The sequence below is a fragment of the Saccharococcus sp. Marseille-Q5394 genome (genome assembly GCF_946901335.1).
Taxonomy (GTDB): domain Bacteria; phylum Bacillota; class Bacilli; order Bacillales_A; family Planococcaceae; genus Sporosarcina; species Sporosarcina luteola_C.
On sequence record NZ_CAMPPQ010000001.1, the window covers coordinates 935,131 to 952,576 of the forward strand.

At 45.6% G+C, this 17,446-nt stretch carries 15 protein-coding genes; 2 read left to right on the forward strand and 13 right to left on the reverse strand.

Annotated elements, in window-relative coordinates; genetic code table 11:
* Positions 1-82: 82 nt before the first annotated feature.
* On the forward strand, positions 83-499 hold the full coding sequence (locus OC538_RS04705) for a DUF2507 domain-containing protein (protein ID WP_251694235.1): 417 nt from the start codon (positions 83-85) through the stop codon (positions 497-499).
* A gap of 93 nt (positions 500-592) precedes the next feature.
* Here the strand turns inward: OC538_RS04705 and uvrC are convergent, their stop codons facing one another.
* The 12 genes from uvrC to zapA form a co-directional block, all read right to left on the reverse strand.
* Positions 593-2,371, reverse strand: coding sequence for an excinuclease ABC subunit UvrC (gene uvrC, locus OC538_RS04710; RefSeq protein ID WP_251694234.1), 1,779 nt, complete (start codon positions 2,369-2,371; stop codon positions 593-595).
* Positions 2,372-2,431: 60 nt separating this feature from the next.
* Positions 2,432-2,746 (reverse strand): thioredoxin, encoded by a 315-nt coding sequence (gene trxA / locus OC538_RS04715; protein WP_251694233.1) that lies wholly within the window; start codon positions 2,744-2,746, stop codon positions 2,432-2,434.
* Between the two features lie 120 nt (positions 2,747-2,866).
* Positions 2,867-3,841: an electron transfer flavoprotein subunit alpha/FixB family protein gene (locus tag OC538_RS04720; protein WP_251694232.1), complete on the reverse strand. Its 975-nt coding sequence runs from the start codon at positions 3,839-3,841 to the stop codon at positions 2,867-2,869.
* Positions 3,842-4,002: 161 nt separating this feature from the next.
* On the reverse strand, positions 4,003-4,776 hold the full coding sequence (locus OC538_RS04725) for an electron transfer flavoprotein subunit beta/FixA family protein (RefSeq protein WP_251694231.1): 774 nt from the start codon (positions 4,774-4,776) through the stop codon (positions 4,003-4,005).
* A 22-nt stretch (positions 4,777-4,798) separates the two neighbouring features.
* Entirely contained in the window at positions 4,799-5,572 is a 774-nt protein-coding gene (locus tag OC538_RS04730; protein WP_251694230.1) for an enoyl-CoA hydratase, read from the reverse strand.
* A 55-nt stretch (positions 5,573-5,627) separates the two neighbouring features.
* Positions 5,628-6,209, reverse strand: a complete 582-nt coding sequence (locus OC538_RS04735; protein ID WP_251694229.1) for a TetR/AcrR family transcriptional regulator — start codon at positions 6,207-6,209, stop codon at positions 5,628-5,630.
* 89 nt (positions 6,210-6,298) lie between these two features.
* A complete protein-coding gene (locus OC538_RS04740; protein ID WP_285846932.1) occupies positions 6,299-7,996 on the reverse strand; it encodes a long-chain-fatty-acid--CoA ligase in 1,698 nt (565 codons plus the stop codon).
* A gap of 227 nt (positions 7,997-8,223) precedes the next feature.
* Positions 8,224-8,637, reverse strand: a complete 414-nt coding sequence (locus tag OC538_RS04745; RefSeq protein ID WP_251694228.1) for a DUF350 domain-containing protein — start codon at positions 8,635-8,637, stop codon at positions 8,224-8,226.
* Between the two features lie 81 nt (positions 8,638-8,718).
* Entirely contained in the window at positions 8,719-11,073 is a 2,355-nt protein-coding gene (locus tag OC538_RS04750; protein ID WP_262173506.1) for an endonuclease MutS2, read from the reverse strand.
* Between the two features lie 16 nt (positions 11,074-11,089).
* Positions 11,090-12,796 carry a DNA polymerase/3'-5' exonuclease PolX gene (gene polX / locus OC538_RS04755; protein ID WP_262173507.1) on the reverse strand — a complete coding sequence of 569 codons (1,707 nt, stop codon included), beginning with the start codon at positions 12,794-12,796 and terminating at the stop codon, positions 11,090-11,092.
* Positions 12,797-12,914: 118 nt separating this feature from the next.
* Positions 12,915-13,454 carry a CvpA family protein gene (locus OC538_RS04760; RefSeq protein WP_251694225.1) on the reverse strand — a complete coding sequence of 180 codons (540 nt, stop codon included), beginning with the start codon at positions 13,452-13,454 and terminating at the stop codon, positions 12,915-12,917.
* A 9-nt stretch (positions 13,455-13,463) separates the two neighbouring features.
* Positions 13,464-13,724 (reverse strand): cell division protein ZapA, encoded by a 261-nt coding sequence (gene zapA / locus OC538_RS04765; protein WP_251694224.1) that lies wholly within the window; start codon positions 13,722-13,724, stop codon positions 13,464-13,466.
* Between the two features lie 185 nt (positions 13,725-13,909).
* On the opposite strand from zapA, the gene rnhC reads away from it, so the two are divergent.
* Positions 13,910-14,842, forward strand: coding sequence for a ribonuclease HIII (rnhC, locus tag OC538_RS04770; protein WP_262175160.1), 933 nt, complete (start codon positions 13,910-13,912; stop codon positions 14,840-14,842).
* A gap of 184 nt (positions 14,843-15,026) precedes the next feature.
* On the opposite strand, the gene pheT is transcribed toward rnhC, so the two are convergent.
* Positions 15,027-17,438, reverse strand: coding sequence for a phenylalanine--tRNA ligase subunit beta (pheT, locus tag OC538_RS04775; RefSeq protein WP_251694222.1), 2,412 nt, complete (start codon positions 17,436-17,438; stop codon positions 15,027-15,029).
* Between the last annotated feature and the right edge of the window lie 8 nt (positions 17,439-17,446).

Here is a 17,446-nt window from a genome sequence, read left to right on the forward strand (position 1 = left end):
TCAAGGTGATGGAGGCTTTTCCAGACAATTGTCAAAAAAGTTCAATACATAATCCGACCCCACCGAAAGGACTGCATGATCGTTGACTAAACAAACCTATGAAACTCCAACCCGATTAGGATATGAAATCATAAGGGACCATGTGCTTCCGAACATATTAGGCAACCATGAAGATGAGATTCTTTACTGGTCCGGGAAAGAGATAGCTAGAAAGTTCCCTATTTTTTCGATCGACGAGCTGCCGGATTTCTTCCGGGAAGCCGGTTGGGGTCCACTTGTCCCTCACGAAGGCAAAACAGCAAAGGATGAAGCTTTATTCGTACTCGAGCAAAGCGACACAACTTTGCTGAAAAACAGATCTTATAATCTAGAAGCCGGCTTCATTGCAGAACAGTTCCAGAAGCTGAATGGCTTACTCACCGAATGCTATGGAGAAAAATTCCCGAGAGAGAATCATGTTCGATTCCTTGTGAAATGGGACTTGAAGACACAAGTATGACTTGTCCCGCACATCACTATCCTTCAATTGTTGGGGCAGCATGATTGATAAACTGCAAAAAAAGCTCTCATCAGCAATTGATGAGAGCCCTTTTCATTTTTCCTCTTTGAAATATTCCATCACCGATTCGGCAACCTTCATCGGGAGACCTGCCTCGTTCAACTCTGCGGCAGAGGCTTCCCGTATTTTTTTAACAGAACCGAAATGCTTCAGCAGCTGCTGTTTCCGCTTAGGTCCCACCCCGGGCAATCCATCTAAAACAGAGGTCAAGGAATTGGTATCCCTGCGTTTCCTGTGGAATGTTATGACGAACCGATGCACTTCATCCTGTATTCGCTGAAGCAGATAAAATGCTTCACTCGTCCGTTTCAACGGAACGACCTCCGCTGGATTCCCATACAGCAGTTGGGCGGTCTGGTGCTTGTCATCCTTAGCGAGACCAGCAATTGGAATGGACAATCCAAGTTCATCTTCGACCACTTCACGGGCGATTTCCATCTGACCTTTCCCGCCATCAATGATGATCAAATCCGGCAAGGGCAGATTATCTCTTAATACCCTAACGTACCGTCTTCTGATCACTTCCCGCATTGCTCCATAATCGTCATGGGCTGCCGCTGTCTTCGTTTTGTATTTCCTATAATCTTTGCGGTTCGGTCTCCCGTCGATGAATGAAACCATGGCGGAGACAGGATCGACACCTCCAGTATGGGAGTTGTCAAACGCTTCGATCCGCAAAGGGGTAGAAATCCTCATCGCCTCTCCGAGATCTTCACAAGCGCCGATCGTTCTTTGCTCTTGACGTTCGATGAGTTGGAATTTTTCACGTAAAGAAATCTCAGCGTTTTTATTCGATAATTTCACAAGATCCTTTTTCTTCCCACGCTGCGGGATGAATACATTCACGTTCAATAGTTGCTGAACGATTTCCTGGTCGATCCCTTCCGGAAGTAATATTTCCTTCGGCAGAAGGTGGCCGGTTTTACCGTAAAACTGACCAATGAACGTCAACATCTCTTCCTCAGGGTCCTGATATAAAGGGAAAATGGAAACATCCCTCTCAATCAATTTTCCTTGCCGTACGAAGAATACTTGGACGCACATCCATCCCTTTTCAACCGCATAGCCGAATACGTCACGGTCAGTGAAGTCATTCATCATCATCGTCTGTTTCTCCATGACCGCTTCGATATTGACAATTTGGTCCCGGTATTCTTTAGCTCGCTCGAATTCCAGATTCTCTGCAGCTGCGGACATTTTCTCCGTCAGCTCTTTCTTCACGCTCTTATAGCCACCATTCAGGAAACGGCTTATGTCATCCACCATTTCCTTATAAGTTTCCTGCTCGATTTCATTCACGCATGGAGCGAGACATTGGCCCAAATGATAGTACAGACAGACCCGGTCGGGCAGCTGGTGGCATTTGCGGTATGGATACAAACGATCCAACAACTTCTTCGTTTCATGCGCCGCCGTGGCATTCGGATAGGGACCGAAATACTTTCCTTTATCCTTTTTAAGTTGTCTCGTTACAATCAGTTTAGGATGCCGCTCAGAGGTGATTTTCAGATAAGGGTACGTCTTGTCGTCCTTCAGCATGATATTGTATTTCGGGTCATACTGTTTTATAAGGTTCAGCTCAAGAATGAGCGCCTCGATATCAGATGTCGTAACGATATATTCAAAGTCCTCGATTTCCCCCACGAGGCGCTGTGTTTTCGCATCATGGGATCCTGTGAAATAACTGCGGACCCTATTTTTCAGTATTTTTGCCTTGCCAACGTAAATGATCGTGCCTTGACGGTCCTTCATCAAGTAGCAGCCGGGCAAGTCCGGCAGCAGGGACAGTTTATGCTCTATTTGTTCTTTCATCATTCTCACCTACCAAAAAAACCGGGTTCCAATGAAGGTTCCCGGTTTTCAAGTAATCCATTACGCGTGTTTTTCAATCAGTTCAGCAAGTTGTTCTTTCGGTTGGAAACCGACAACTTTGTCGACAATTTCCCCGTCTTTAAAGAGGACAAGTGTCGGGATTGACATGATGCCGTATTCGCCGGCAGTTGCTTGGTTTTCGTCAACGTCTACTTTAACGATTTTCGCTTTACCGTTTAGATCACCGTCGAGTTCTTCCAATACTGGAGCAATCATTTTACAAGGTCCGCACCATGTTGCCCAGAAGTCAACAAGTACAAGTCCGTCTTTAGTTTGGTCTTTAAAGTCTTGGTCAGTCGCATGAACAATAGCCATTTAATTATTTCCTCCTTTAGTAAATCCAACTATGACTGCATTATATCACGGGGGATAGTGACGGGCTAAACATCTGCTTCACATATAAAAGACTCCTGTGTTAGCAGGAGCCACGTAAAGTTAGTTCGTTTTGATTTTCTTAATTTCTTCGATCATCATTGGGATGACTTCGAACAAGTCTCCGACGATGCCGTAGTCTGCTACTTTAAAAATGTTTGCTTCCGGGTCTTTATTAATAGCTACAATCACTTTTGAGTTGGACATTCCAGCCATATGCTGGATAGCGCCTGAAATTCCTGCTGCGATGTACAGGTCAGGCGTTACGACTTTACCTGTCTGCCCAATTTGCAAGGAGTAGTCGCAGTAATCCGCATCACATGCTCCACGGGATGCACCGACCGCTCCACCGAGCAATTGTGCCAATTCTTCAAGTGGTGCGAAGCCTTCTGCACTTTTCACACCACGTCCGCCGGCTATGACGACTTTCGCTTCCGATAGATCGACGCCTTCTGTCGACTTGCGGACTACTTCGCTAATGACCGAGCGTAGGTTGGTAATATCAACAGAAACAGAAGAGACGTCACCCGAACGGCTTTCATCTTTAGCAAGCGGTTCAATGTTGTTTGGACGGACCGTAATGAAAAGAAGACCGTCTTTGTTCTTCACCTTTTCAAATGCCTTACCAGAAAAGATCGGACGGATGAAAACTGCGTCATCGCCTTCCCCATCGATTGCAGTTACATCGGATATTAAACCCGATGCTAGCTTACTAGCAATCTTCGGAGATAGATCTTTCCCTAATGCCGTATGTCCGAATACGATGGCGTCTGGCTTTTCCTGCTCATAAACCGCCGTGAATGCCTGACCGAAGCCGTCTGATGTATAATGTTTCAAATGCGGATGCTCCACAGTGATAACACGATCCGCACCGTATTTGATCATTTCTTCCCCTAATGATTGAACTGCGTCACCAAATAGCAAGCCGACGATTTCCCCGCCGCCCGCCACCGTTTTGGCAGCTGCAATCGCTTCGAATGACACATTACGCAATGCTCCTTCACGAGCTTCACCAAGTACTACTACTTTCTTAGACATATAGAGTCCCTCCCAATACAATATGAATTCAACAATCAATCCAACAATCAATCACGCCTTGGCGTGATTGCGTCCGGATTTTTTCGAGCGTGCTCGAAAACCACCCTTAAAAATCCGTGACATCCGCCGGAGGCGCTTTGATTTGATTCGGATGAATCAAATCAAAGCACTTTTGCTTCTTTATTCAGAAGATCCACAAGCTCTTTCACTTGGTCGGACAAGTCGCCCTCAAGGACGCGGCCCGCCGCTTTTTGAGGAGGAAGATAGATTTCGACTGTTTCCGTCTTCGCTTCCACGTCGTCCTCATCAAGGTCCAGATCGTCCAATTCCAGTTCATCTAGCGGCTTTTTCTTCGCCTTCATGATTCCTGGTAAAGAAGGATAGCGAGGTTCGTTCAAACCTTGTTGTGCTGTGACTAGTAATGGCAAGGAAGTTTCAATCGTTTCGGAATCCCCTTCGACGTCACGGATGATTTTTACAGATGTGCCATCGATTTCAAGGTTTGTAATTGTCGTTACATAATTGATTCCCAGTAATTCCGCAACACGTGGACCGACTTGTCCGGACCCGCCATCGATCGCGACGTTCCCCGCAAGGATCAGATCCGCATTTTTGTCTTTCAAGTACTCTGCGATGATTTTAGCAGCCGTGAACTCGTCCATCTCATCCAGATCATCTTCGGTGTTGATAAGGACAGCTTTGTCCGCACCCATTGCCAACGCCGTACGAAGCTGCTTTTCGGCTTCTTCGTCGCCGATCGTGATGACCGTCACTTCACCGCCATGTTCGTCGCGTACTTGGATCGCTTCTTCAATTGCATATTCGTCGTAAGGATTGATGATGAATTCCGCACCGTCCTCAACGATTTTACCGTTTGATACAGCGATTCTTTCCTCCGTGTCAAATGTCCGTTTCACCAATGCATAAATGTTCATATTGCAGACCTCCCTGGCTTTTTTAATTCCCTTTGAAATGTGGTTCCCTTTTTTCAATGAATGCTTGAATGCCTTCTTTTGCATCCTCAGAGACGAAAACTTCTCCGAATGAATCAGCCTCAGCTTTCACCCCTTCGTAGAACGAGTCTGTTTTCGTATATTGAAGCATGCGTAGAGCTGCCTTCATCGCAATCGGACTTTTCTTCGCAATTTTTTTTGCAATTTCCATCGTGTTCGGAAGCAGTTCCTCATCCGGGAATGCACGATTGGCTAGACCCCATTGGACCGCCTCTTCCCCAGTGATGGGCTCGCTCGTCAACAGCATTTCCGCGGCCTTTGCCATGCCGACATACCGCGGTAAGCGCTGGGTTCCTGCGAAGCCCGGAATCAATCCCAACTGCAATTCCGGCAATCCAAGTTTTGCCCTCTCCGTGACAAACCGGATATGGCATCCCATCGCCAATTCCAGGCCGCCGCCAAGCGCAGCGCCGTGAATCGCGGCAATGATCGGCTTTTTGAAGCTTTCCATCCGTTCGAACACGTCCTGGCCTGCTGAAGCAAGCTGCGAAAATTGTTCGCCGGACGTTACTGTCGTGAATTCCTTAATATCTGCGCCTGCCGAAAAGAATTTTCCTTCCCCATGCAGAACGATAACCCTTACTGAATCATCATTCTCCACTTTGTCGAGCAGTTGATCAACCTCTCGGATAAGACCGCTTGATAATGCGTTGGCAGGCGGTCTGTTGATTGTGGCAACCGCAACTCCATCTTCAATAGCAAGTTTCAAGAACTCCATACATTCCCCACCCTTTCCGAAATGCCTATTTATCATCGCTCATTATCGTTTGTGTTTACGCTTTCATTCCATTTAAAAGTAAGCGATGGACTTCTGGTGCTAATTTCATCAAATCATACTTTTGATCATTCATCACCCATGAGGTGATCGTTTCGTCAATCGTACCGAATACCATTTGACGTGCCAACCGAATATCGATCTGCTTGTCAAACTCACCTTTCTCGATTCCTTCCTTCAAAATGGCATCGAGCAAAGACAAGTATTCTTTTAATACTTCATTGATCCTGAACCGAAGCTCTTTGTTTGATTGCCGCAGTTCCAATTGAGTTACAATGGCTAGGTGGCGGTCGCCATTAAGCAAACTGAAATGGTTTTCAATCATCTTTGCAAGCATTTCTGTCGCAGAGATTTCTTTTTTCAGGATTTCCTGTACGTTCTCGACAAAAACGCCCATCTTCTCCCGGAATACGGAGATAAGGATATCCTCTTTATTTTTGAAATAAAGATAAATTGTTCCGTCAGCGACGCCCGCTTCCTTGGCGATTTTCGAGACTTGCGCCTGATGATAGCCATTTTCAGCAATGACGATGACGGCCGCATCCACTATCTGTTTATATTTCGGTTTATCACGTTTCACATTCTCACCACCAAAAAGAAGAAAATATGAATGAGGATTCATTCATATTTTCATATTAATCGTTAATTTGATTATCGTCAAGTCTTTCGTCAGGAAGTTTGCAATTCCTGTTCCAACTTCTTTTTCTCCTCATCAACGAGGGCGCGCCGTAATATTTTTCCGACTGCAGTTTTCGGCAACTCTTTCCTGAACTCATATTGTCGAGGCACTTTGAACGACGCCAAATGTTCACGGCAATACGTATTCAATTCTTCCTCTGTCACCGATTGCCCTTCTTTCAGAACAATATAAGCCTTTACTGTTTCTCCACGGTATGGATCCGGTATGCCGGCGACGACACATTCTTGTATTGCCTCATGTTCGTAAAGGACTTCTTCGATTTCACGCGGATAGATATTGAAGCCGCTCGCAATGATCATATCTTTTTTCCTGTCGACAACATAGAAATGTCCTTCATCATCCATGTACCCTAAATCTCCGGTCAATAGCCACCCGTCTCGGAAAGTTTCGTTCGTTTCTTCAGGTCGGTTCCAGTAGCCCTTCATTACTTGAGGACCTCGTACCGCAATTTCCCCGACTTCCCCGTTCGGCAACGGCTCTGATGTTTCTGGTCCTAAAATGCAGGCGTCCGTATCAGGCCAAGGAACTCCGATAGACCCTTTCACACGTCTTTTCTCCCATACGAAATTTGCAATGGCAACAGGCGACGTCTCGGTTAATCCATATCCTTCTACGAGTTTCCCGCCAGTCACCTTTTCGAATTTTTCTTGAAGTTCGACAGGCAATGCTGCGGATCCACTAATGCACGCTTTGATGGATGAGAGGTCATACTTCGCGAGATCAGGATGATTCAGCAATCCGATATAGATTGTCGGGGCGCCTGGGAACAACGTTGGTTTCTGTTTATCAATCGCTTTTAATGCAGTATCGAAGTCGAATTTAGGGATCAGCACCATTTTATTGCCTAACATGACAGATAAGACAAGGACCGTCGTCATGCCATACACATGGAAGAATGGCAGGATTCCCATGACCGTCTCTTCGCCGTCCTCACATTTATACAACCACGCATTACACATCTGTGCATTGCTAATCAGATTGGCATGCGTCAGCATGACCCCTTTCGGCGGCCCAGTCGTCCCACCGGTATATTGAAGCAAAGCAATATCTTCGTCGAAATTAAAATCATAGGAAGCAGGATCAGGTTTTGCTATTTTCATTATTTCCGTGAAAAGATGGTTCATGCCACGGTGTTCCACCTTCACGATGATGCCATGCTCTTTTTTCTGGATGAACGGATAGATAAGGTTTTTCGGAAATGGTAAGTACTCTTTAATACCAGTAATGATGACATGCTCCAATTTCGTTTCCTTCACGATCTTCGTAATCCGTCCGAAAAGAATATCAAGCGAGATGATAACCTTTGCCCCGGAATCCGCCATCTGATAAGCCAATTCCCTCTCTGTATAAAGCGGGTTCGTCTGCACGACAATGCCCCCGATATAGAGGATGCCATAGTAGGCGATTGCACTTTGTGGACAATTCGGGAGCATGATCGCAACGCGGTCCCCTTTTTCAATGCCAAGTGAACGTAAATAGTTGGCAAATTTCAACGCCGACTCATGGAACTCTTTATAGCTAATATCCTTGCCCATGAAATGCATGGCCGTCTTTTCAGGAAACTTGTTTGCCGATCTCGTCAGGAATTCCTGAAGCGGAATCCGATCATAGTCAATCGTCTTCGGTATTTCTGGTGGATACATATCCAACCAAGGTCTTGCTATCATTGTAACCCCCCCTTTTCCCATTCCAATACTTTGAAAATTCCCTCTTAAAATATTATATCGATAAATGAATCCGCTTTCAAATAGAATATTACTTTTCCTATGAAAAAATGCCTTGACCGGCAAATTTCAGTCAAGGCGTATTTGTGAACATCCAGTAAATTCCTACTAGAATGAATAGAATACAGACAACGATTAATATCTTAGACAATTTCTCCATATCAAGTCTCCTATGAAATGCTGGCACCAATTACAAACGACAAGCCTACCGATATCGTCAGTGAAATGAATCCGACTGATCGGTTATCCTCTTCGATTTCCTTATCGATCTGGAACTTGGGTGTTAGGAATTCAAACAGCACGTATGCTACAACAAGCAGGAAAAAACCGAACAGGCCCCATCCAATCATTTGAGGCAATGAATTATGCTGCTCGATTGAGTAGCGGAAAATATTTGCCACTCCAAATATCTTCCCCCCTGTCGCCATGGCGACCGCTACATTCCCTTTACGGATTTCTTCCCAGTTATTATATTTTGTCACAAGTTCAAATAGCACCATCGAAAAGATGAGGCAAAGGACTACAACGCTGAAGTAGCCTGTAGTTTCTACGAGAGGATGACTCCAAAACCCGATTTCCGTCATTTAGTTTGACTCCTTTGAAATTCATTCATCCCAACGTTTACGTATAGGCGCAGGAAAAGTTTCATTTCATTTCACTCTTTTTCACTTTAATTCGACGACAGTCACTCCATGGCCGCCTTCGCCCGCTTCTCCGTAACGGAAGCTTTTTACACGAGGATGGTTTTTCAAATATGTTTGAACACCTTGCCGCAAAGCTCCTGTCCCTTTTCCGTGGATGATTGATACTTGATGATAATTGGAAAGCAATGCATCGTCCAAATATTTCTCCGTACGATGCAAGGCATCTTCATATCTTTCTCCACGAAGATCTAGTTCCAGTTTAACATAAGAATCTCTTCCTCTGACAGAGGCGGAGACGACAGTGTCTTTCACTTTTTCCGGTTTCGTATATTCCAGAACAGATTCGTCCAGCTTCATTTTCAATATCCCGATTTGGACGATCCATTCGTTTGCTGACACCTTTTCGACCAATGTACCCTTCTGTCCGTATGTGATGACCTTCACTTCGTCACCGGCTTCAAGTGGCCTTGGAGCAGCTTTAGCTTTGATTTTTTTCTTCTTTTCCTCGGGAGCTGCCCCTTCCAACCGTTTACGCGCTTCAATCAATTCATGCTCTTTTACGTTGGCTCCTGCGTTCAAGCGCAATGCACGCAAATCGGAAATTACTGCTTCCGTTTCGACTCGTGCATCGTCCACGATTTTTTTCGCTTTCCCTTTTGCATTCTCGATTAGTTTTTCTTTCATTTCATCGAATTCGGATACCTTCGTCTCTAATTCGCGTTTCAGTTTCTCCGTTTCAATAAGCAGTGCATGCGTCTGCTCGGCATCTTTTTCCGATTGCACCCTGCTCGACTCTAGTGAAGCGATCATCGAATCGACTTCACCGCGATCTGTTCCCGTGAATTTTTTTGCCCGTTTGATGATATGTTCATTTAGACCGAGCCGCTTAGATATTTCGAATGCATTACTTCTCCCAGGAACTCCTATCAATAAACGATAGGTCGGGCTCAGTGTATCAATATCGAATTCCACACTGGCATTCGCCACTCCCGGGCGATTATAACCATACGCCTTCAACTCGGGATAGTGGGTCGTCGCCATGACTCTTGCCCCCGTGCCATGCACTTCATCCAAAATGGAAATGGCCAATGCAGCCCCTTCCTGCGGATCAGTGCCTGAGCCAAGTTCGTCAAAAATGAGCAGCGAACGGGAATCGAATTTCTTCAGGATATCGACGATGTTCACCATATGGGATGAAAACGTGCTGAGGCTTTGCTCAATGGACTGTTCATCACCAATATCCGCGTATACGGAGTCAAAGACGGCAACTTCCGATCCGTCCAATGCAGGGATCGGAAGTCCAGCCTGAGCCATTAATGTGCACAAACCGACCGTCTTCAATGTGACGGTCTTCCCTCCTGTATTCGGCCCTGTAATGACAATTGTCGTAATCTCTTTCCCAAATTCAATCGTATTGGCAACAGCCTGTTCGATCGGCAATAAAGGATGGCGTGCTTTTGCCAGCCGGATATAGCCTTCATTATTTACTGCCGGTTTTGTACATTTATGCGCAATCCCAAACTTCGATTTGGCAAGGATGATATCAATTTCAGATAAAATATCGACAAGGACAAAAAGATCATGGGCCACTTCTTGGACTTTGACAGATAGCTCCTGCAAGATCTTTTCGATTTCATCTTTTTCTTTCATTTTCAAGTTTCGGATTTCGTTATTTGCCTGAACGACAGCATCCGGCTCGATGAACAACGTTTGCCCGGATGATGACATGTCGTGGATAACGCCTCCGAAGTGGGATCTATATTCTGACTTAACAGGAATGACGTATCGGTCGTTTCTGATCGTCACGATGGCATCGGAAAGCATTTTCGACGCGTTCCTTCCCCTCGTATAGCCCTCAAGCTTTTCCCGTACACGTCCCTCCTGGATTCGCAAGCTTTGACGAATTGATCGAAGCGTGCCTGATGCACTGTCGACAACATGTCCATTGTCGTCAATGGCGGCATTGATTTCATGCTCAAGTCCCGTGAGAATTGGCAAAGCTTCTTTCTTGGCTAGAAAATGCGGGATTTCAATGTCTTCGTCTGCATCGACCGCTTCGATGAACTGTCTCAAAATCCGGCTCGCTCGAATCGTATTAGCAGTTTCCATCAATTCATATGCACTGAGGACACCGCCGATTTGTGCTCGTTTTGCATGCGGCCGAATGTCGCTGATGCCGCCCATCGGCACGTTCCCACGCACCCTCAATATAGCGAGCCCCTCATCCGTCTCTTCAAGTAAACGGACCACTTCCTGGAAGTCGCAAACAGGAACCAATTTTTCCATATATGTCCGTCCCGCAGATGATGTGCAATATGTTGCTACAATATCCCGGATCTTATCAAACTCAAGTGTTTTTAAAACTCGTTTTTCCAACGCCTTACACTTCCCTTCATTTCCGTATGATTTCACGGATGAATTGTTCCAACGGCCACGTGTTCACGACCGTCTCTTTATTCAACCATGCTTTTTGCGCATACTTCACGCCAATATCCATATGATCCAATTGATCGATTGTATGCGCATCCGTATTGACGGCGATTTTGACGCCGGCCTCCTGCGCCATTGCCAAATAATCGACAGCCAAGTCGAAGCGATGCGGATTTCCGTTCAGTTCAAGGATTTTATCGTATGTCTTCGCCCATTCAATCAATTGGGATACGTCCGGGTCATAGCCTTCCCTTTGGCCGATAATCCTGCCAGTCGGATGAGCAATCATCGTAACATACGGATTTTTCATTGCCGCATGCAGCCTGTTCATGATCTGCTCCTGCGGTTGATTGAAATTTGAATGGATGGACGCAATGACGAAATCCAGCTCCTTTAATAAATCATCATCAAAATCAAGAGTTCCATCCGGAAGGATATCCATCTCTGTCCCACAGAATATCTCGATATCGTCATATTCAACATTCAATTTCCGGATCTCTTCAATTTGGCTTCGAACCCTTTCAGGCGACAATCCATTTGCTATCTTCAAATATTGTGTATGATCTGTAATGACCATATGAGAGTATCCGCGATCCCTGCATGCTTCGACCATCTCACGAATTGAATATCCACCGTCAGACCAAGTCGTATGCATATGGAAATCGCCACGGATATCCTCAAGTGTCACCAGTCCCGCAATTTCATGTGCTCGATCTATTTCCTTTCCATCCTTCCTTATAGATGGAGGAATGAAAGGGAGATCAAAGAATGCGAAGAAATCGGATTCCGATTCAAATGTCTTTACTGTTCCATCTTCCAGTTCAACACCGTATTCGCTAATTTTCATTCCTTGTGACTTGGCAAGTTGACGCATCTTCACATTATGGTCTTTCGAACCTGTGAAATGGTGCAACGCAGTCGCAAATTGTTCCTCAGTTACAAAGCGGAAATCGGCATCGACCAGTTCAGCCATGTCAAGAACGACCGACAACTTGGAATCGCCGGCCGCGACTGTTTCCTCGATCGGCATCACTTCCATCAACTTTTCCCGAACAACAGCAGGTTCATCCGTAACGATGATGAAATCGACATCGCTGCTTTCCTCTTCTGCACGGCGGAAACTTCCTGCTACCGAAAAACGGGTAATTTCCTTTATTCCACGTAATTCATCCTCAATTGCTTTGACAATCGATTCTGCTTGCCAGACCGGCAGCTTCCCTTTTTTGGTACCTAGCTGTTCAAGTTCATGCAGGATCTTCTCCTCGGTCTTTTTGCCGAACCCTGGAATTCCGCTCACTTTGTTCGCTTCACAAGCGAGACGCAATGACTCAATAGAATCGATACCGATCGCTTCCCTAAGTTTGGCAATTCTTTTTCCGCCTAGTCCAGGTACTTTCAATAAAGGGATAAGCCCTTTTGGAACTTCTTCTTCAAGCTCCTTCAACAAGTCCGACTCGCCTTTTTCCATCAAATCGATGATGACTGCGCCTGTCCCTTTGCCAATCCCCTTTAATTTCAAAATATCATCCATTTCCGCAAGGCTCCGCGGATCGAGCTCGAGCACATTCGCCGCTTTCCGGAATGCCCCCACTTTAAATGGATTCTCCCCTAATAACTCCATATATAAAGCGATTTTTTCAAATGTGCGAATGATCGTTTTTTTATTCATGAGTAACCACTCCTCCATTTTAATCGTTTCTAGAAAAAAGGCTTCCCTCCAACCAAGGGGGAAGCCGTTCAGAATGTTTGTATAGGGCAGCCTGCGTTTTTGCACAGGCTGCAATACATCACTTCATATAGATATACCACCATTTTTTCACCGTTTCCGAAATGATTGGCGTATGCTCGAATATCGCGTCCGCCAATAATGATTTTCCAATCATCCCTTGAATGGAATCCATCGGCAGCATTGCCAGTAGATAGAGTAATAGGAATATGAGAATATAAAACTCGATGAAACCTAGAACTGCTCCTCCGAAACGTGATAAAAAGCCCAATACCGGCAGGAACTTCAGGAAATCAAACATGGATGCAATCAACTGCAATACAAATTTGACAACGATAAAAATGATGACAAATGCAAGGACCCTGTAAAATGTCTGATCCAAATCAAGCTGTTCAACTGTCCAACTCAATTTGGATGCCGCAGTCACGCCGGGATACGGAATCCATAAAACGAACTTCTCGGACAATGGTTTGTAGTATATGTAAGCAATGATAAGGGCGATAAAGAAGCCTGTCATATGTATAACCTGTACGATAAGCCCCCGCCTAAAACCGGTGATCAATCCTCCCAAAAAGAGGAATAATAGTAGTAAATCAAGCATATACGACCGTCAACCCTTCAACTTATTCAATTCTTCTTCAAGGAGCTCAATTCGTTCTTTCAGCTTCAAATAATCGTGTACACTATTTACAGCAGTGAGGACCGCGATTTTGGAACTGTCCAAATAAGGATTTCGAGAACTGATTTCCTTCATTCTTTCATCGACCATCGAAGCGACGAGCTTAACATGATTGCTCGTTTCACTGCCGACAATAGTATACGTCTGTCCATATATGTCAACCGCAACGCGCGTTTTTTGCTCGTCTGCCAATGATGAACCCTCCTATGTAAAAAGTTCTGTACCCAATCATACCATGAAATTGTTTTAGTTGAAAAGAGAAGGTAATGGTTTCACCGTTGAATTCCGTTTCAGGCGGACTTACAAAAGCACAACATACATCTACCTTCAGGATTATTGTACAATATGGAAAGAAGGTTTTGGAAGGGACGATATATATGAGCCAATGTGTTCTTCAATTGGAAAAAGCCAAGTTCGAAAAATTAATAGCCCATTACGTTGCTCTTAAAGTTACACGAAATGCACCTGGCGTTGTTTTTGCGGCAAAGTTGCCAGACGTTGCTATTACGGCATATAAGTCGGGGAAAGTGTTGTTTCAAGGCGGTGGAGCACTTCGGGAAGCTGCTCTTTGGGGAAGCGTTGATGGGAAGCCATCTTCTAAAAAAACAAGTGTAAAAGGCGAGATATTGCCTGAGCGTTTTTCCGAGCTATCCGTTCTCGGTTCTGATGAGACTGGTACAGGCGATTTCTTCGGTCCCGTTACGGTCGCTGCATGTTTCGTTAGTTCAAATCAAGTCGAACTGGTACGTGAATTAGGCGTAAGGGACTCCAAGCAATTGACCGATGATTTAATGCGAAAAATAGCTCCTGATTTACAGGCGACACTAGTACACAGTGTCTTGACTTTGACAAATGATAAGTATAATGAAGTGCAGGCGCAGGGATGGTCGCAGGGTAAGATTAAGGCGTTGCTTCATAATCAGGCATTGAAACATGTTCTTCGTAAAATGAATGATGAAAAGCCAGATTATATTTTAATCGACCAGTTCGCAGAACGTGGAATTTACTACAATCATATTAAAAACGAACCGGAAATCGTTCGTGAAAATGTATTGTTTTCGACGAAGGCGGAAGGTTTGCATGTAGCTGTCGCAGCTGCGTCAATCATCGCAAGGGTCGCTTTCCTGGAAGAGATGGACCGGTTGAGTGCGATTGCCGGCGTAATGCTCCCGAAAGGTGCGGGACGCGGTGTGGATGAAGCTGCGGCAAGGATTTTATTGAAAGATGGAGAAGCCGCTCTGAAATCGATGACGAAATGGCATTTTGCCAATGCACAAAAAGCGAAAAAGATTGCCGCGATGAAAAAATGATTGTTTAGGGCATAGAGACGGCTGACTTTTGGCGCGGAAGAGGCATCTTTGAGCGCGTAAGCCTTCTCTTTGAGCGCGAAACTCGCATCTTTGATCGCGAAACGGCGTGCTTTGGACTCTGACCCTCACTAATTAGAAAAAAGACCGCTTATGGAGATACATTCCCCATAAGCGGTCTTTCGTTTTATCCGCGAAGCTGAGCGTCTGCTTCCTCTGTTAATGCTTTCAATACCTTTTCATGTGCCTTGACGACTTCTTCGTCCGTCAATGTTCGTTCCGGGTCAAAATAAGTCATTGAGAACGCAAGTGATTTCTTGCCTTCCTCAACTTTATCCCCTTCATACAAATCGAACAGCTTCACATCTTTCAACAGCTTTCCGCCCGCCTGTCTGATGATTGCTTCCAGCATGCCTGCGGAAGTTTCGCTCGCGACAACGAGTGCAATATCCCGTGAAATGGATGGGTAACGTGGAACCGGAACATATAAAAGCTCATCCGTTTCGGCAGATAGGATTCTTTCGAGATTTAACTCCATTACATACGTCTCTTTCAAATCACGCTTCTTCTGCTCGGTTGGATGGATTTGACCAATTAGACCAATTCGTTCCCCGTGCAATAGAACTGCAGCCGTCCGTCCCGGATGCATGCCATCTACTACTTCCTTTTCAAACGACAGGCCATCCAACAAGCCTAGAAGGTCCATCATGCCTTCTACAATCCCTTTGACTACATAAAAATCAACTTTCTTCGTCTCTGCTTGCCAATCATGGTTCACCCATTTGCCTGTCACTACCGCTGACACATGCTCCACTTCGCGAGGAAGTCCATCCTCTTCTTCCCCGAGGAAGACAGAGCCTGTTTCGTAAAGTGCAACTGAATCCATGCGACGTGCAACGTTATACGTTGCCGCCTCCAATAGATGTGGAATCAGACTTTGACGAAGCACGCTCCGGTCTTCGCTCATCGGCATTAGCAATTCCGTTACTGGAGCCGTCTCCAAAGCAAACGCTTGCGCCTGCTCCTTCGATGTCAATGAATACGTGACTGCCTGATAAAGTCCCGCCCCTTCAAGGAACTGACGGACAATCCGACGCTTCGCTTGGTATGGCGTCAATCCGCCCGGCGTCGATTCGAATACAGGGAGTGTTTTCGGAATTTCATCGTATCCGTGCATACGTGCAATTTCCTCGATAATATCTTCCCTGATCTTCAAATCCTGCCTGCGTGTCGGCGCATCGATAACCAGCTGGCCATTGATTGCCTGCGTAGGAATACGTAGACGTTCCAAAATGGTCAGCATTTCATCCATCGATATCTTCATGCCGAGGCGGCTATTAATGTAATCCGGTGAAACTGTAATGCGTTCTGCCGTTTTATCAAGTTCATCAAAGATGACCGATCCTGCGAGGACTTCCCCGCCTGCCAGCTCTGCCATTAGCTGCGCTGCACGTTCTGCCGCTTCCTCAACCCGGTTTGGATCAACGCCTTTTTCGAAACGTGTGCTAGCATCGCTTCGAAGTCCGACTTCTTTTGAAGTGCGTCGAACTGATGAAGGTGCGAAATAAGCGGATTCAATGACAACAGTTGTTGTTCCGTCATGAACCTCCGAATTCGCTCCCCCCATGACGCCTGCTAGAGCTACAGGCTCTTTTCCATTCGTAATGACAAGGTTTTGAGGGTTCAATTTCCGTTCAACATCATCCAATGTCGTCATCACTTCGTCCGCTTCTGCATGACGAACAACGATTTCACCCGTCTCAAGACGGTCGTAATCGAATGCATGCAATGGCTGACCATACTCCATTAAGACATAATTAGTAATATCCACAACATTATTATGAGGACGGATGCCTGAAGCCATCAACGCATTTTGGAGCCATAATGGAGATTCCGCCACTTTGATATTCTTCACGACTTTTGCTACGTACATCGGATTGTCGACGGTTGCATCTACACGGAGCTTCAGTAAATCTTCCGCTTTTTCCGCTGCCGTAGGATAATCGATTTTCGGAAGTGCAATCCCTTGGGATAAAATCGCGCTGACTTCATAAGCGACACCTAGCATGCTTAGCGCATCTGAGCGGTTCGGAGTCAAGTCGAATTCGAGCACTGTATCGTCCAAGCCAAGCAATGGAAGAGCATTTTCACCCGGAACCGCGTCTTCAGGCAACACATAAATGCCTTCCGCGTAAGCTTTTGGAACAAGTTTCCCTTCGATTCCAAGTTCTTGCAAAGAACAGATCATGCCATTCGATTCTTCACCGCGCAGTTTCGCTTTTTTAATCTTAAAATCTCCTGGAAGAACCGCTCCGGGCCGCGCAACAATCACTTTTTGTCCTTGCGCGACATTCGGCGCTCCACAAATGATTTGTGTAATCTCTTCACCAACATCCACTTGGCAGATGTTCAATTTATCCGCTTCGGGATGCTTCACGCACTCCACCACATGTCCAACAACGACATTGGTCATCCCATGTGAACGATCGATGATGGAATCCACCTCGATGCCGGAACGTGTAATTCTTTCTGCTAAATCTGCAGGATTGATTCCGTTTATATTGACGTACTCATTTAGCCATTTCGTTGATACTAACATTTTATCTC

Coding starts and splice junctions, on each gene's coding strand:
- rnhC (WP_262175160.1), top strand. CDS start 13,910: ATGAGCCAATGTGTTCTTCAATTGGAAAAAGCCAAGTTCGAAAAATTA.
- OC538_RS04740 (WP_285846932.1), bottom strand. CDS start 7,996: ATGATAGCAAGACCTTGGTTGGATATGTATCCACCAGAAATACCGAAG.
- OC538_RS04725 (WP_251694231.1), bottom strand. CDS start 4,776: ATGAACATTTATGCATTGGTGAAACGGACATTTGACACGGAGGAAAGA.
- OC538_RS04760 (WP_251694225.1), bottom strand. CDS start 13,454: ATGCTTGATTTACTACTATTATTCCTCTTTTTGGGAGGATTGATCACC.
- polX (WP_262173507.1), bottom strand. CDS start 12,796: ATGAATAAAAAAACGATCATTCGCACATTTGAAAAAATCGCTTTATAT.
- pheT (WP_251694222.1), bottom strand. CDS start 17,438: ATGTTAGTATCAACGAAATGGCTAAATGAGTACGTCAATATAAACGGA.
- OC538_RS04720 (WP_251694232.1), bottom strand. CDS start 3,841: ATGTCTAAGAAAGTAGTAGTACTTGGTGAAGCTCGTGAAGGAGCATTG.
- uvrC (WP_251694234.1), bottom strand. CDS start 2,371: ATGAAAGAACAAATAGAGCATAAACTGTCCCTGCTGCCGGACTTGCCC.
- OC538_RS04745 (WP_251694228.1), bottom strand. CDS start 8,637: ATGACGGAAATCGGGTTTTGGAGTCATCCTCTCGTAGAAACTACAGGC.
- OC538_RS04730 (WP_251694230.1), bottom strand. CDS start 5,572: ATGGAGTTCTTGAAACTTGCTATTGAAGATGGAGTTGCGGTTGCCACA.
- trxA (WP_251694233.1), bottom strand. CDS start 2,746: ATGGCTATTGTTCATGCGACTGACCAAGACTTTAAAGACCAAACTAAA.